The sequence below is a fragment of the Bacillus solimangrovi genome (assembly GCF_001742425.1).
Classification (GTDB): domain Bacteria; phylum Bacillota; class Bacilli; order Bacillales; family Bacillaceae_N; genus Bacillus_AV; species Bacillus_AV solimangrovi.
In genome coordinates, this window is record NZ_MJEH01000028.1 from 1 (window position 1) to 16,400 (window position 16,400).

Annotated in this window: 14 protein-coding genes; 10 read left to right on the plus strand and 4 right to left on the minus strand. The window is 35.7% G+C overall.

The window, feature by feature from the left end; all coding sequences use genetic code 11:
• The 5 genes from BFG57_RS10815 to BFG57_RS10835 all read left to right on the plus strand — a co-directional run.
• Nucleotides 1-918 (plus strand): binary toxin-like calcium binding domain-containing protein (locus tag BFG57_RS10815; protein ID WP_342670302.1); only part of this gene is annotated, 918 nt, incomplete at its 5' end.
• A complete protein-coding gene (locus tag BFG57_RS10820) occupies nucleotides 879-4,115 on the plus strand; it encodes a beta/gamma crystallin domain-containing protein (RefSeq protein ID WP_069717509.1) in 3,237 nt (1,078 codons plus the stop codon). The genes BFG57_RS10815 and BFG57_RS10820, both read left to right, overlap by 40 nt.
• Before the next feature lie 437 nt (nucleotides 4,116-4,552).
• Nucleotides 4,553-4,774 (plus strand): DUF1659 domain-containing protein, encoded by a 222-nt coding sequence (locus tag BFG57_RS10825; protein ID WP_069717510.1) that lies wholly within the window; start codon nucleotides 4,553-4,555, stop codon nucleotides 4,772-4,774.
• 38 nt (nucleotides 4,775-4,812) lie between these two features.
• Nucleotides 4,813-5,028, plus strand: a complete 216-nt coding sequence (locus BFG57_RS10830) for a DUF2922 domain-containing protein (protein ID WP_069717511.1) — start codon at nucleotides 4,813-4,815, stop codon at nucleotides 5,026-5,028.
• A 116-nt stretch (nucleotides 5,029-5,144) separates the two neighbouring features.
• The gene (locus BFG57_RS10835) at nucleotides 5,145-5,336 is read left to right on the plus strand and encodes a YvrJ family protein (protein ID WP_342670303.1); all 192 of its coding nucleotides are present in this window, start codon (nucleotides 5,145-5,147) and stop codon (nucleotides 5,334-5,336) included.
• 65 nt (nucleotides 5,337-5,401) lie between these two features.
• Here BFG57_RS10835 and BFG57_RS10840 read toward each other — a convergent pair whose 3' ends face one another.
• Nucleotides 5,402-6,133: an EAL domain-containing protein gene (locus tag BFG57_RS10840; RefSeq protein WP_069717512.1), complete on the minus strand. Its 732-nt coding sequence runs from the start codon at nucleotides 6,131-6,133 to the stop codon at nucleotides 5,402-5,404.
• A gap of 517 nt (nucleotides 6,134-6,650) precedes the next feature.
• On the opposite strand from BFG57_RS10840, the gene BFG57_RS10845 reads away from it, so the two are divergent.
• On the plus strand, nucleotides 6,651-8,846 hold the full coding sequence (locus BFG57_RS10845; protein ID WP_069717513.1) for a PAS domain-containing sensor histidine kinase: 2,196 nt from the start codon (nucleotides 6,651-6,653) through the stop codon (nucleotides 8,844-8,846).
• A gap of 128 nt (nucleotides 8,847-8,974) precedes the next feature.
• On the opposite strand, the gene BFG57_RS10850 is transcribed toward BFG57_RS10845, so the two are convergent.
• Nucleotides 8,975-9,727, minus strand: coding sequence for a DUF4931 domain-containing protein (locus BFG57_RS10850; protein WP_069717514.1), 753 nt, complete (start codon nucleotides 9,725-9,727; stop codon nucleotides 8,975-8,977).
• Between the two features lie 147 nt (nucleotides 9,728-9,874).
• Entirely contained in the window at nucleotides 9,875-10,222 is a 348-nt protein-coding gene (locus tag BFG57_RS10855; protein WP_069717515.1) for a short-chain dehydrogenase, read from the minus strand.
• Nucleotides 10,223-10,628: 406 nt separating this feature from the next.
• On the opposite strand from BFG57_RS10855, the gene BFG57_RS10860 reads away from it, so the two are divergent.
• The 3 genes from BFG57_RS10860 to BFG57_RS10870 all read left to right on the plus strand — a co-directional run bounded on the left by BFG57_RS10860 (nucleotide 10,629) and on the right by BFG57_RS10870 (nucleotide 13,872).
• Nucleotides 10,629-11,390 (plus strand): DUF3050 domain-containing protein, encoded by a 762-nt coding sequence (locus BFG57_RS10860; RefSeq protein WP_069717516.1) that lies wholly within the window; start codon nucleotides 10,629-10,631, stop codon nucleotides 11,388-11,390.
• A 376-nt stretch (nucleotides 11,391-11,766) separates the two neighbouring features.
• Nucleotides 11,767-12,531 carry a LysM peptidoglycan-binding domain-containing protein gene (locus BFG57_RS10865; RefSeq protein WP_069717517.1) on the plus strand — a complete coding sequence of 255 codons (765 nt, stop codon included), beginning with the start codon at nucleotides 11,767-11,769 and terminating at the stop codon, nucleotides 12,529-12,531.
• 114 nt (nucleotides 12,532-12,645) lie between these two features.
• Nucleotides 12,646-13,872 (plus strand): NAD(P)/FAD-dependent oxidoreductase, encoded by a 1,227-nt coding sequence (locus BFG57_RS10870; RefSeq protein ID WP_069717518.1) that lies wholly within the window; start codon nucleotides 12,646-12,648, stop codon nucleotides 13,870-13,872.
• 202 nt (nucleotides 13,873-14,074) lie between these two features.
• On the opposite strand, the gene BFG57_RS10875 is transcribed toward BFG57_RS10870, so the two are convergent.
• Nucleotides 14,075-14,437: a DUF4870 domain-containing protein gene (locus BFG57_RS10875; RefSeq protein WP_069717519.1), complete on the minus strand. Its 363-nt coding sequence runs from the start codon at nucleotides 14,435-14,437 to the stop codon at nucleotides 14,075-14,077.
• A gap of 273 nt (nucleotides 14,438-14,710) precedes the next feature.
• On the opposite strand from BFG57_RS10875, the gene BFG57_RS10880 reads away from it, so the two are divergent.
• Entirely contained in the window at nucleotides 14,711-16,030 is a 1,320-nt protein-coding gene (locus tag BFG57_RS10880) for a TrkH family potassium uptake protein (protein ID WP_069717520.1), read from the plus strand.
• Nucleotides 16,031-16,400: the final 370 nt, after the last annotated feature.

A 16,400-nucleotide genomic window follows, 5' to 3' on the forward strand; every position in this document is an offset into this window, starting at 1 on the left:
CAAGCTGAAGGTGAAGTAACAGAACCAACGGAAGAACAAGCTGAAGGTGAAGTAACAGAACCAACAGAAGAACAAGCTGAAGATGAAGTAACAGAGCCAACAGAAGAAGTAGAAGTAACAGAAAATCAAGAAGAAACAAACACATTAACTAAGAGAGTATCTAAATCAGGATTAATCGGATCAATTACAGAACTTTCCGATTTGGTAGCTGTGAACAGTTCATCTCCTAGTGGAGTAGATTTCGATGGTGACAATATTCCTAATACGTGGGAAATAGAAGGGTATACTTTACTTCTTGATGGATTAGTCAAATGGGAAGATGAGGATGTTGATGAATACGGTGAAGGGGCAATAAAATATGTCACATCACCTTACAGCAGAAGTACGGACGAAGATCCATATAGTGATTTTCAGGAAGTTATGTCACTAGTTGATAAAGCAATTGCACCAGTTGCACAACATCCGTTAGTGGCAGCTTTTCCTGATATTCAAGCTGAAATTGAAGGTGTAACGATTACTCCTATTGAAACCATTACAACAACTGATGGTACAGTATTGACAGAGGCATGGAGTGATAGTCTTGATAAAAGTAAAACAACAGCGAGTTCACTTGGATATAAAGCAGGGTTTGAATTAGGTTTCGAAAACAGTGTGGGCTTTGCGGATACAGGTGTGAAATATACTGGTAAGTTCTATGGAGAAAGTAACGGACAATGGGATAAAAGTAAGACAAAAACAACTTCTCGTGTTGACAGCGAACAAGATACGACAAGCTGGAGTCAGGCAACAACATCGAATCCTTCAGAAGCCGCAAAGAGTGTATGGAATGTGAAATATACAAATAAGGAACTGCTCCAGCCTATAATATTACCCCTAGCTTGTCACTACAGATTGGTGATAAAACGGCGGTCTCAATAACAACAGATAGTGCCAGTGAGATAAACAGCCTTGCACCTTATGAGTCGCATCCGAAAGGTGATGGTACAGTTGCACTGAAATATATTGAGACAGGTTCGAATGATACACATGAGATTGTTCTTTCACTCGATCAGGTACAATTAATTCAAATGGGTTATCCTATTTCACTATCTACTGATCAAATTACAGCGAATGTAAGGGAGGTTGATGATGAAGGTAATTTTACAACAGAGGGAAAATGGCATATATATGAGTCAGCCATTGATGCAGTAACGGCTAGTATTACGTATGTACATCCAACTAAGGGTGAGCGAAAATTCAATGTGTTTGCAAATAATCCAGACCTTGGAAATTCACGATATGATCCTAAAACAACATTAGGTGACGCACTTGAGCTTGTTCTGAATGCAAAAATTAAGAATAAAAAGTTAATCATTGATGGTGAAGAAGTGAACGATTCTTGGAGAATATTCTTATCATCAGATGATGATGAAGGTTATGAGATTTTCCAAAAGACAGATGACTTATCTGAGATTGAATTAAGACCTGGGATGGACATTGTTTTTGAAAAAACGGATCCAAATGGTTCTCCTGCTGTACAATATGTTTTCTATGGAGAAGACAATAAACAAGTAATAGCACAAGTAGAGGAAAATGGAGCTGAAATAGAGAGTGTAACTGCGACAGTGCAAACAGCTAGTGGTGAACCGATTGAATTGCCTCTCGTTGATGTGGATAAAAAAGGTAATTATGATGGGGTATATAAGTCTGAAATTCAATCTAATCAGTTAAATATCTCATATAAAGACGCGATCATAACTGCGACTGATATCAATGGAAGCGAAACAGTGACATATATTTTGGCACCATATGCTTTATCTAAACAAGGGTTGGGTTATGTACCGTTAACACGAACAAGAAAAGTTACTGATATTACTAGTTTGCCAGAAGATTATCCGAATGCAGAAGCGTTTGTGTTAGAGGTAAAGAATACAAAAACAACGACTAATATGCGCCGAGTGGACATTGGTAAACAAAAAGTATATTTGGGAGTAAACAATTATCCAATTGAATTTAGAGGCGCAGGTACAACTTATTCATTGCATACTCATGGAGATTATAATCAGAAAACTAAATACGATACTGCTACCTTCACATTAACAAGTTCCATGTCTGATTTACGAAGTGGAGCATTTGGCTATAATAGCCCTATGAACAACGAAGCGAGCTCAGTTAAGTTTCATTATGGCGCAAATGGAGATGGAATTGTCTTATACAATATGTTTAATTATAAAGGACAAGATGATGTTCTAGCTTTAACAGGCTCTGATCGTAACCTTTCTGATAATAGTATCAACTTTAACAACAAAACATCTTCTGTACGGATTATCGGTCAGTCAGGTAAGCCATATGTAAGACTATATGAGAATAATAAAAATAATATTAATACAAATTCGTACGGTACTGACTATGTAGATGTGTATGGAGATAAGAATATCTCTGGATTCTTTAATGATGATGCAGAATCATTCAGAGTATTTGGTGGAGAAGATATGAACTATTATATTGATCCAACCTTCAGACAATATGAAGATGGTACGGGATTAAGGCAACATTGGACAAAAAATGGATATATAGGTTTGAATAATTTAGATAGTTCAGTAAATAATTTGGCTAATAAAGTATCGTATGTAAAAATTGGTTGTGAACATTGTCCGTCATTTACTATATACAAGGACAAAAATTATGGAGGTGGCAGTGCGTTTACAAATGTTGTCACACCAGAAATAGACTCTCAGTCAAGTGGACTACATTGGGAGGATATAAGTATAGCGTCTTCTATTAAAGTAGAAAATAATAGAGATAATTTAGCGAAACTTATTATCTATAAAGAAAATGGGGATTATGCTGTTATTGATAGGTCGGTTAGAGACTTAAGCAGCTTTTACGATGTTATTGATAGAGGTAGGAGTTCTACTAGAACTCAAAATTTCGACAATAAGATTAGAGACGTTAAGCTCCACTATGGCACAGTATATCGTTTCTATGAACACAAAGATTTTAGAGGTCGTTACGTAGATTATATTATTGGTGAGGATAACATTGGTAGTGATTGGAACAACAAGTTTAGCTCGGTAAAAGTATTGAACCCGTTACCTGAAATAGGTTTGATTGCATTTGATAATACAAACTACGACTATTCTGAAGATTATATACCAATTACAGGTGATATTGCTGATTTAAGTACAGTTAGCTTCGATAATAAGATTTCTTCACTTAAGTTGATTACGAGAATACCAGAAAAACTTCCAACACATAACACGACAGTGGTTGTTTCAAGTAAGGACCTGTCATTCGAAGCAAAGAATAAGTACTTTGGGAAAGGTACGTCTGTACATCTAGTCGGTTATTTTGACCGAACAGGAGCATCATCGAAATTTACACCACATGTGTATAATCAAAACTATACAGCACAAGGTTCATATACACTTAGGACGGGAATAAACGATGCAAAAGGTTATCTTGTCCAAGTCGATGCACAAAGAGTATCATCAGACAAAGTTCAAGTGAAGTTAAATGGTTCGTCATATTCAGAGCTTGGTACATCACCAACACATGCATTAGGGCTTGAGCCAGGTGCAATTTATGATCCGCTTCATAGCAATGTGGTGTTTGTTCCTGCAAATCGTAATAGACCATCTGAAATTTCAGTAGATATCTCATTAGGTGGCTGGAAAGCGACTGGTGATGGTGGCCCTGAAACGTATAGGATCAAAGTGCTAGGATATTTTGCAGATGATAGCGTCTCAGGTAATGATTTATTTTATGAACAATTTGATACACCAGTTGATGTATCTTCACCTTTAACATCAGATGAAAGAACATCGGAAGGAATATTACAACGGAGAGATTTTAAAGAAACTCCAAAAGCATTCTTAGTAAATGTAACTAGTAAAAATATTGGAGCAGCCTATTTTAAGTTCACAATTAATGACAACTATCTTTGGTTAGGAACAGCTGCATCTGAATATGCCAAAGGTGACGTAGCTCGATCCGTTCACCATAGTGGATTGATGTACGTGCAAGCTAATACAGAAGATGCGTATTTATTTCAGATGACTCCAAATTATGGAATATGGAACGCGATCGATAATGATGCAGCGATTGATGTAGAGATTGTCGGGTATTTCTATTAAAGGGTAGTAAGTTTATAAATAATATTATTTCTATATAAACACAAATCAAAGATACGGAAAGGCCAGCATTGAAAATGCTGGCTTTTTTATTACTACGTGTTTGATATAGGTGCTGTCAAGTGAGATAAAGTTTAGATTTCTAAACCTGAAAATGGGAGTGATGCTGTACTTCATGCTTTAATAATCGTACTTTGGGATAGCTTTTCTAATACAACATCAACAAAAAAGGGTAATTTCAGGGAAAAAGGACACAAGGAATATTGTTTCCTCCTCTTGAAATTAACAAAAAATGGATTAGAAGCAATTCTTATTATTAATTAAAGTAACTATCGAATAACCTCGGAGGGAGACTAGAGGTTATTTTTTTTATTAATTTCATTTTCTCCATGCCTTTTTTGCCTCTTAAGCCTATATATAAGGTGAAGGGGGGTGAGAAAATGGTCGAACAAATTATTACGAAAAGCAAGTTGCGTCTCGTGTATGATGCTGGGATGGGAGAACTAGGAGAAATGATTGAGAAGACGAAGACTTACAATAACGTTAAGGCAGAAGCTTCGGCAGAAGGATTATTCGCTGTTGCACAAGCACTAAACAATTTAACAACGTACAGCATGATTGAAGTCGGACGTGAGAATGACTATGAGCTTGTGAGTAACTAAGAATTAACTTGAAGTAAGAATAGAAAGGGGGAGAGCATATGAAAAAGTTAGAATTGAAGTTTACGACGTTAGAAGGCACAACAGCGACAGTTTCGGTTGATGCACCTGTAGAACCAGTGGACCCTGCTGCTGTTTCAGCCACAATGGATGAAATTCTATCACAAGATGTGTTTATCACATCAAAGGGACCGTTTGTGTCTAAGAAGGAAGCACGCTTAGTTGACCATACGGTTACAACAATTGAACTTCCTTAACATTACAGAGCCATTCGCTATCCAGTGCGGATGGCTTCCTCATTAATTTGGAAGGATGAAAACGAATTTTTTTTCAAGTTTCATAGTATGTTCGAATCTAGTTTGGAGGTGAAAACATGGAATTGGAAACCATTGTCCCATTCGTTCAGGATGTAGCTTTTCCGATTGTTGTGACACTCTATCTCATGCATCGAATTGAGCAGAAGTTAGAGATGTTAAATCACTCTGTTCTATCTTTACCTGAAAGGCTGAAGACAGTGTATCCTTTTGAACATGGAACATTAATTAGATTCAATTCTCGTAATTAAACTTCCAGTAGGAACAATTACCAAGATGTAACTATTGGAAGTTTTCATATATTCATGTGACGAATCTAGTTAGGTAACGTAAGAGGTTGCTTGTAACGTTGTAGTGTATCTGGTTTTCCGAACAAATACCCTTGAACATAATCTACATTAAGTTCAGAAGCCGTATGAAGATCACGTTCATTCTCAATTCCTTCTAGGATGAGCTTTGAAGAGTTTTTGCAATAATCAGAGAAGAACGACACGATTTTTTTCTTTTCTACTATGTCTGTTAAATTCTTTGAAAAGTATTTATCTAACTTCACGTAATTTGGAGCACACTCGATTAAACGTTGTAATGAAGCCTGTCCTGTTCCAACATCATCGAGTGCAATAGGAATTCCTAATTTTCTTAGGTGCTGAATTCGATCGATAAGCTCATTAGACTCCCACGCTTTATAGTCTTCATTTGCTTCATTAATTTCGAATACAATTTTTTTGAAAACATGTTCATATTGCTGTTCTAACCAAGACAACATCTCAAGGAATGGATCTTGAAGTAAGGTAGAAGGGAACACATTCAAAAAAACTTGTTCATGCACGTGATCAGAACAGAGCGATATGGCACGTTTGATTGAGGTCGTGTCTAAATGATACAGATAGTCTAACTTACGTGCGGTTTGAAAAAGTTCCATCGGGTTTGTACATGAAGCACTTCTTAAGAATGCTTCATATCCATGTGGTGTCATATTTTTTGTATCCATAATAGGCTGAAATAAGTGATGTAAACGTAGCTGTTTTACATTTGGATGTATATTCATAACAATAAGCTCCTTTTTGGAAATTAGTCATGGTTCTTGCGGATAAACTTTTAACTAATATATTTGTACAATTTTTTTATGATAGTTTATGGAACAACAGAATTGAGATGTTATTAAAGGATTTATAGAATAGGCTTGTCTTTCACGTAATTATGTAAGTTTAAGAGTCTATAAAAAGTATATCATGATAGTAAGTTTAAATGAGGAATTAACAGATTATTTTAAAAATCTTTACAAAATAAGCAAATTTCTTAACTATAAAGTATAATAAGTATAGTAGTAATGTTAGAAAATATAGATATTTGTATAATTATGTTTTCTGATGAATGTTGAATGGTGGATTATTAATAGGTATAAAGAATTATTAGTATTGTTATAATATGTAATTTTTTTACAAATAGATTAATTTTTTGTAAAAAAGTTGACCATTTACAAAAAAAAAGAAAAATTAATAGGATATTTTAAATGGAGAATAGAATAGGAGTATGAACGAGTTAAAATAGGGGTGTGATTGAAGATGGCGAATTCTGCTATATTTAACAATATAAAGATAATGGCTGACGATCTTCAATATTTCATTGAATGGTCGAAAAATTTAATTGGCTACGTTTCGAACAGAGGGCAACTCTTTCCTTTAAATGCTATTTGGGGGCTGTATGTTGACTTAGAATTTTCTGAAGATACAGGAATCAGTTGGGAGACATTAATTCATCCAGATGATTATGATGAGTTTATAGAGCAAATGAAGCTGTTACATCAGCAAAAAAGGGCAACGATAGAGACTAGAATTATTGCCAAGGACGAGACAATTCATTGGATTAAATGGGACTTATTTTACCGTGATGATAAAGAGTGGACGTATATAGTTGGGACAGATATTACGCAAAGTAAACATGCTGAACAAGAATCGATAGAGCTGAAAGAATTTTATGAAACGATGATAAGTGATGTACAAGTTTCACTTGAAAATATATCAAAAGACGGTACGATCTTAAGCGTGAATTCTGTCTTTGTGGATTTGTATGGGTGGAAGAAAGCTGAAGTTCTAGGTAAGAATGTTGCTGAACTTGTCCAATGGGAAGATGATGATTATGAACGAATTATAGAAATGGTTGCTACTGGAAATAAAATAGCGAGTTATAAAGTTACTCGTCGTAGAAAAAGCGGCGAAAAAATTGATATATCATTAACGATATCACCAATACATAATAAAAATGGCGAAGTGATAAGTTATTGTATCTTGTCACGAAAATATACGAAAGAAAAGCGATTAGAAACGTTATTAGAACAACAACGACTTAAGTTAAAAGAAGCGAATAGGCGCATGACAGCATTTTTGAAGAGCATTTCGGATGGATTATGTGTTGTTGATCAAGACTATCGGGTATTATATGCGAATGAGCCATTGAAATGTCTTTTTAAGAAATCAGACATTGTTGATGGATGTGAGTTATGGTCATTGTTTCCAGAAAATCATCTCAATAAATATAAACATAAATATATAGATGCATTGGAGAACCATAACACGGTATTGTTTCAAGATTATTTCCCTAATATGGAGAAGCATATTGCGATTAACATTTTCCCAACGAATGATGGCATGATCATTTATTATCATGACAATTCTACGATGGTGAAGAGTGTTGAAGCATTAAGTGAAAGTGAACGTCTATTTGAACGCTTTGCAAATAATGTGAATGATGTGTTATGGATTGCAGCTCCAGATTTCAAAGAATGGAAATACATTAGTCCAGCATTTGAAAAAATGGTCGGCTTGCCAGCTGAAAAGTTAATGGAAAACCCAATGGTTATGGAAGATTTTATTCATTCGAATGATTTACCTAAAGTCGTATCTATAAGTGAAAAGATGCTTGAAGGCGAATACTCTGTTGATTATCGTATGAAGACAGGTGATGAGGGACGAGAACGTTGGTTTAGATCGAAAGGGTTTCCAGTCTTTAAGGACGGTGAACCTGAAGCAATTGTAGGGGTAACTGAAGAAATTACAGATCAGAAGCAGCGTGATGAATTGTTGATTAAGTCAGAGAAATTGACGTCAGTTGGTCAATTAGCAGCAGGTATTGCCCATGAAATTCGTAATCCACTTACATCAATAAAAGGGTTTATCCAAATTTTATCGATCAACAAGTATGTTCCGCAAGGTTATATCGAAATTATGATGTCTGAGCTAGCTCGAATTGAATCGATCGTTAATGAGTTTCTATTACTTGCCAGACCTCCTAGAGATATTCAATTTCAACCATATCAGCTCGAACAAATTTTAGAAGAGGTCGTATCCTTGTTGCGTGCAGAGGCTAATTTGCGTGGCATTGAGATCATCGAAAATATTGAACAAAACCTCGTTCATCTGATGTGTGCTCCTAACCAATTGAAGCAAGCATTCATTAATTTAATTAAAAACGCAATTGAATCAATGGACGTTTCGGGTAAAATCAATGTCAATTTATATGAGAAGAATAATCAACTTCATGTTAAGATTATTGATCAAGGTTCAGGCATACCGAAGGATAGTTTGGAGAAATTAGGGGATCCTTTCTTCTCAACGAAAGAGAAAGGTACAGGTTTAGGTCTAATGATCACAATGAAAATGATAGAAGATCACGGTGGCACGATTCATTTTGATAGTGAGGTAGGCATAGGCACAACTGTAACCGCTTCGTTTCCAATTCAAAGAAAAGTAAAATTAATCTAAATAAATATCAAAAAGCCAACTACTATAAAGGAGTCGGCTTTTTTTGATCTTCTAAAATTGATAGAAAGGCTGGATAGCTTATGTTCTAGACCTGATAGGTAGTAAGTTATCATAAGCTTTCCATTCATTTAATTAAAATATAGTTCTTGCATGTTTTTAATAATCTCATATTTATGATCAGATATTTGCGGGATGCAGTATCCTACAAATAGGGGAGAGGTCACAAACCTAGGCATAATCTTCACATAAATATGCTTATCTATTTTATAAAAAAACAGATTATAGCTATTACACTTAATATAGTTTAATAGAAAATGAGTACAGCTTTGTAAGTATATAGCTAACTGATCGATATCATCTTGTTCATAATGTTCATCCATTTTGATATTTAATTCAGTAAAACCTACTATAGGAAAATCGGATATGGTTAGACTCACATTACGAGCCTGATCGATGATTTCGCCTTTAAAATGGTCTAATTGTATGTTTGTTTTGTAATCAACATTTTGAAGACCAACAATTTGCATATGAGGGTGCTTAATCGTTCCACCAGATAAATGGCCATGGTTCTTATACAATAGAATAGATGCATATTTACCACTGTTTTGCATGTCAAACCATTTATTCATGGTAAAGTTCAATAATTTCCTTATATGTTCCTGATCGTACTCTGATAGTTCAGATTCACATTGGTCTGTTTCGATAATAATCGTTTGATATGTATCAATTAAAGTTGGGTACTTATTTTCCAACCAAATAATAGAACCATCTCTATCAAGTATATTTGTTAACCGTTCTGTATCACAAAACGGACAAGTTGTTTGACGATTTACAATATTCTCTGGTTTGCTTTTTGACATACTAGATTTAAAATGAAGCATTTTTAACCTCCATTTGGATAGAATGTATTCCGACTATATGTCGAACAACGAAAGGTAATGACTTACTGGGTGTGACTTTTTCTCATGTTTTGTAGTTGTTACAATCGTACTGTTCTTGCGCGAGTAAATACTAAAATTACCTATTTGTTAAACTCCAAAGTGGATCATATATTTCTGTTCTTCTGAAGCTTGAACAATTATTGCTGCCAAATCTATTAATTCTTCAGAGCTTTTAAATTTTGATGAAGATACGACTACATTATAAAAGAATGATAAAGATGGAGGTGGAATAATCGTAATTCCATAATAGGCAAGACCAAATTCTGGTCTATCATATGAATGGAAGTAACTCTTCAATAGTTTTAAGTCCTTTGAAAGCTCTTGAATGAGATCATCTTCTACTGTAATACAATTATATTTTTTCGGGGCGTAGTCGCCATAATCTTTTCCTATATCAAAATCATCAATAATGCCAAACTCATGGACACATGGCAAATTTATCACCCTTTCACATTATGAGATAATTGATTGTTAAGAAATGACTAGAACTTGCTGTTATGCTTTTATTTCGGACATGTTCATTTTCACAAATCTAATTTTTTTACAACTTAAAAATCCACCTACTATGATGCACTTAGGGGAAATATCTTTATTTTGTTACACTTATAATTTTATCATAAATTACCAAATGATCTTATTTTTACATATGATCGTGGGGTTAATTTTATTTGGTAAAAGTTTCTGTTTGATCCAATTAGTCTCTTGATTGACTCTTCTCATCATTTCTCTAATAATAAGAAGAGAATGTAGTGAAACTATTTGGCATTCAATGTACTCATTAACGGATGTATGGATGCGCTATAGTGAATGAAAAAAATGTGATTTGCTGTGAGGGATGAAAATGAAAGAAACATTTGCAGAAGTTGTTCAAGTTAGAGACGAATTATTAGAACACCCAATTTTTACACAAATGTCTAATGGTGAACGTGTTAAAGTCATGATGAAACATCACGTTTTCGCTGTTTGGGATTTCATGAGTTTACTAAAACGTTTGCAGGTAGAGGTAACAGCGGTAGAAGTTCCTTGGATACCATCAAAGAATGCAAATTTTGGTCGCTTCATTAATGAAATTGTTTTAGCTGAAGAGACAGACGAAGACGGACAAGGTGGTTACATAAGTCATTACGAATTGTATTTAAAAGCAATGGATGAAGTTGGTGCGGATACCCGTGCGATTAAAGACTATGTGAGCAAGTTACAAGAGGGCGCAGATCCGCTTGAAGCAATTGAAACGATTGATATATCAGAATCTGTAAAACAGTTCGTTACAGAAAGCTTGCAACTAGCATTAAACGGTAAAACACATGAGGTTGCTGCATCATTCTTCTTCGGGCGTGAAGATTTAATTCCTGATATGTTTGAACGACTCGTTTCTGATGTTGTAGAAAAAGACATGTCTGCACATTGGCTTAACTATTATTTACGTCGTCACATTGAGTTAGATGGTGATGAGCATGGACCACTAGCTGAGAAATTGCTCATATCGTTATGTGACACTGAAGAGAAAGAACGTGAAGCACAGCAAGCAGCAGTTCGATCACTGAAAGCTAGAATTGAACTATGGAGCGGTGTTCTTCAGGAAATTGATGAAAAGTCACTATAGTGAACAAATGTAATTTTTACCACTTATCGATCGTTGATTCGTTTATATCATGAGATATGAACCAAACACCTCTTACGTAAGAGGTGTTTTTTAATTAGAAATATTGTTCAGTTTACATAGACAAAATAGGAATCTAGTCTTTAAAATAGTATTTGTGTTTTTAATAAAAAATGTCGTGATTATTTACATTAAAGAATAAATTTTCTTATAAAATAAGATTATTGGAGCATTCTCGACATTTTTCTAAGAAAATGGAAGAAAATAATTGTGAAAAATGATAAATTATAAATAGCGTGAATTTTTCACATCGATAATTACAATCAGAAGTGTGTGATTGAATATTATATATTGGAATAATAGGAAAGGATGACGAGTAGTGAGTGATAAGAAGGACAAAGGTTATACTCCTTTTAAAGGATTAGAAGATGAAACGAAGATTTATGAGAAACGAACACGCTTTCAAGGGAAAAAACGTAAGCGTGGTGGAGGTGTATTTTTTACACTAATTGGCTCACTTACCGTCGCCGTTGTTGTAGGTGGAGGAATTGGTTTCTTATTGGATGATAATGATGAGGAAACAAGTGCACCTTCGAAACAAGAAGAAAAAGTCGATGAAGAACGTCAAAAAATGGCAGAAGAGGCGGAAGGAAATTCGGAATCATCTTCTTCAGAAGATCAAGGTGCAGAAGGTGAGCAAGGTGAAGCACCAGCGCAAGATGACGAGACGAAAGTACATACTGTCGTTGCAGGAGATACGTTATACGAAATTTCACTTGAATACTATGATTCACCACAATATCAAAACTATATTGCAGAGGTTAACAACTTAGCGAGTGCTGATGATTTACAACTCGGTATGACATTGAAGATACCGTTCCCACCGAAACAAGTTGCTAATAAACCACAAGAAAGCAGTAGTTCTGCTGTTGAAGCATCAACTATAGAAGCAACTGAAAACGAACAAGGTGAAAAAATACATGTTGTTGTTAAAGGTGATAACCTATATCGTCTCTCACTGCAGTATTATGACACACCAGCTTATCAAGACTTTATTGCAACTTATAACAATCTTCAAAATGCAGATAGCTTAGAACTGGGTCAACAAATTAAAATTCCACCACGTCCACCTCAACCAGAGTAAGGACGTTTATTACGTGAGTAAAGGACGCACGGTGTAGAAGTGTGATTAACTGAATAAAAGAGCTAACAGTTGTAAGATACTATGGACAGCATGAAATGGAAAGGAAGACATGCCATGAACTTGAAGTCAGGGACGTTACTATGGATGAATGAATTTCCTGATGCTCCAGAGTATCCTACACTTGAAGCTGACCTTACATGTGATGTAGTTGTTATAGGCAGTGGAGTGTCTGGAGCACTTGCGGCTTATTATTTTGTGCAAGCGGGGTTAGATGTTGTCGTGATTGATAAACGAAAGATCGGACACGGCAGTACATCAGCAAATACAGGTTTGCTCCAATTCTCAAATGATAAAGGGCTTGCAGCATGTATACATACATTCGGTCAAGAGGCTGGGGTTCGTTACTATAAAATTTGTCAGCAAGCGATTGATGATTTAGAAGTGATTTCAAAGCAATTATCAATTCCAACTCATTATAGAAGACGAGATAGCTTATACTTCGCAAGTAATGAAGAAGATGTTCCACAATTACAAATGGAATATGAAGCTCTTAAGCGATTTGGGTTTCCAGTCACATATTTCGGGGAAGAAGAGGTTAAGGAGCACTTTTCCTTTACGAAATCAGGTGCGATCTATTCAGAAAATGAAGCGGACATTAATCCTTATCGTTTGGCAGTAAGTATTTTTGAAGATAGTGCTAAGCGTGGAGCTCGTATCTATCAGGAAACGGAAATGGTTCACGTGAAGTCTAATGAAGCAGGCGTGACCGTATATACGAACCATGACCACGTTATCAAAGCAAGGTATGCGGTGATGGCAAGCGGTTATGAGACACAAGAAATGAAGAAAAACAGTGCGGCAACGATCGAAAGCACGTATGCAGTAGCAACGCAACAATTAAATGATTTTCCAGGTTGGCATAAGCAATGTCTCATTTGGGAGACGAAACGACCGTATTTGTATTTACGAACGACTCCAGACAATCGAATTCTTGTTGGGGGAATGGATGAACCAGTACTAGATGCAAAGCAACGGGATAAACATCTATTCTCAAAGAGAGATGCATTATTGAAGGAAGTAGAGGCTTTGTTCCCAGACTTACCTGAGCTCAAGCCTGAGTTCTTCTGGTCAGCTTCGTTTGGCAGTACGCGCGATGGTTTTCCATTTTTCGATACACAGTCTGATTTTCCAAATTGCTTTTTTCTACTCGGTTATGGAGGTAATGGTACGGTATACAGTACGATGGGTGCGAAAATTATTCGTGATTATATGCTCGGTAATCCAAATCGAGATGCTAATCTGTTTAAGTTCAAACGAGGTAAATATCGAACAGCAAAATAAAGAGAAGGGTTTGGTCTACATATGTAGCCTAACCCTTCTCTTATAACGTTTAACGTGGTGTTAACGAAAGCGATGTTACCATGTCAAAACTTTGAATTGTCAATGAAGTTTAAGTAGGTTATTAACTGTCAGTCATTGCCTATTTAATTCAACTAACTATCGGTGGGGATGAAAAAAACCCGACTCTGACGGAAGTTTCACTTTATTTAATAAATCGGATTGTCATTGGGTAGCGGTAATTCACCCCATCATTTGCTTTAATCGCAGCGATAATGACAAAGATTAGTTGCAAGATTGGTAAGATGGCTAGTAAGAACGCACCAACTAATATGATAATTAAGAACCCTGAAACGATTGCATAAATTAAGAAGCTAATTTGGAAGTTCAGAGACTCACGTGCTTGATCTGCGATGAATTCAGATTCGTCCTTCTTAATTAGATAAACAATTAGTGGACCAAGGATATTACCGAAAAGTGGGAGAATATAACCAGCAAACGATGCTAAATGTGCCATTAACCCCCATGTTCTTTCATTTTTAGTGACAGGTTGATGTTCGAATTCCATGAAAATGACCTCCTTGTAGTATGAATTTTTAGTTAATTATATGATTTATTACGTATGAACGGTTTTTATGATTGTCATATCATCTCTCTACACAATGTAAGTTATGAAGTGAGAGGGTCTTGTCGTCATAAGCATCAAGTTAGTTCAACTAACCATTGAAAATCATTAGTTACCCTTCGATAAGAGCTTCACTATTAATATATACGATAGTAGCTGTATAATAGTTTCAATTAATATCATTAATATTATATCATGATAAGCTGGTGATGTTTGATGAGGAAGATGTACAAGCTGTTAACACCTGCACAAGTTTTGCTCGCTTCGTTAATAACTGCGATCGTAGTTGGTACGATTCTTTTAAAGTTACCGATTGCTACGACTGAGCCAATTGCATGGATAGATGCACTGTTTACAACAGTATCAGCGATTAGTGTAACAGGTCTCATTGTTGTGGATACGGGCACGGTGTTCACGATTTTTGGACAGCTTGTGATCTTGTTGCTCGTTCAATTGGGCGGAATTGGGATCATGACGTTTGCTGTGCTCGTATTCATTCTATTAGGGCGCAAAGTTTTCTTTCGTCAACGTATGTGGGTACAACAGGCATTAAATCAATCCAAACAAGGTGGTGTCGTGAGGCTTGTTAAACGCATCATCATGTACTCACTCGTTGTCGAGTCAATTGCATTTGTGTTTTTGTCAGCAAATTGGGTTCCTCAGTTTGGCTGGAGAAGTGGTTTATATGCGAGTTTATTCCATACGATTTCTGCATTTAATAACGCAGGTTTTTCGATATGGAGTGATAATTTAACAAGTGTTGCTAGTGATCCGATCGCGAATGTAACCATTAGTTTGTTGTTTATTATCGGTGGACTTGGTTTCACAGTGATGGTGGATGTATGGAATTCGAAGTCCTTTCGTGAGATGTCTCTTCATACGAAGATTATGCTAGTAAGCACGTTGACAATAAATGTATTGGTATTTCTGATCGTGTTCTTAGTTGAGTATAAAAATCCGAATACATTAGGACCGATGTCATTTGGTGAGAAGACATTAGCTGCCTATTTCCAAGCAGTTACACCTCGTACAGCAGGTTTTAATACCGTTGACATTGCAAGTTTGGATCACGCGACACTATCTCTGTACGTGTTACTCATGTTTGTCGGTGCGGGGTCGACTTCAACAGGTGGTGGGATTAAGCTCACGACGTTCTTTGCGATTGCATCGACAGCGTTTATGTTTTTCGGAAATCGGCATGAGATCATTGTTTTTCGCCGTACATTACCTCAATCAGTGATCATTCGTTCGATTGCGGTTACATTTATTGCTTCAGCTTTTATCTTTATTGCTGTCTTTATTCTTGATTTAACAGAGGAAGCACCGTTTCTTATGATTTTGTTTGAAGTTGTTTCTGCGTTCGGTACGGTAGGCTTGTCAATGGGCTTAACGAGCGAGCTGACTTCTATAGGGAAATTGATTATTATCATCATGATGTTTGTTGGTAAAGTTGGACCACTTACGTTAGCATATGCGATTGCTAAGAAGGAACCAACACAAATTTCTTATCCGAAAGAAGATATCTTTATCGGGTAATGTAGTAGGGGCTCTCATTGAGAGTAGTTAACTTGATTAAGGTATACTGACGATCAGTGGGGATATACGAAAGTCTTCACTGATCGTTTTTTTGTTAAGTGCATTATTTTGTAAGTTCATTATAAAAAATGAAATTAGAAGAAATGATAAGCAATAAATAGCGAATAGGCGAAAGAAGGAGGAAAAGTGCTAAAAGTAAAATATTCTGAATGTTTACAAAATAATGGACTTCCCATACAATTGATTTACTCTATTAGTAAAGGAGGAATGCTACAAAAGAAATATTCATGTGTGTGAGCGTAAACAACCGTCAGCATGAATTTGTAAGAAAAGATGATTAGGACGTAACTTCTGAATGTCAGGCAGAAAA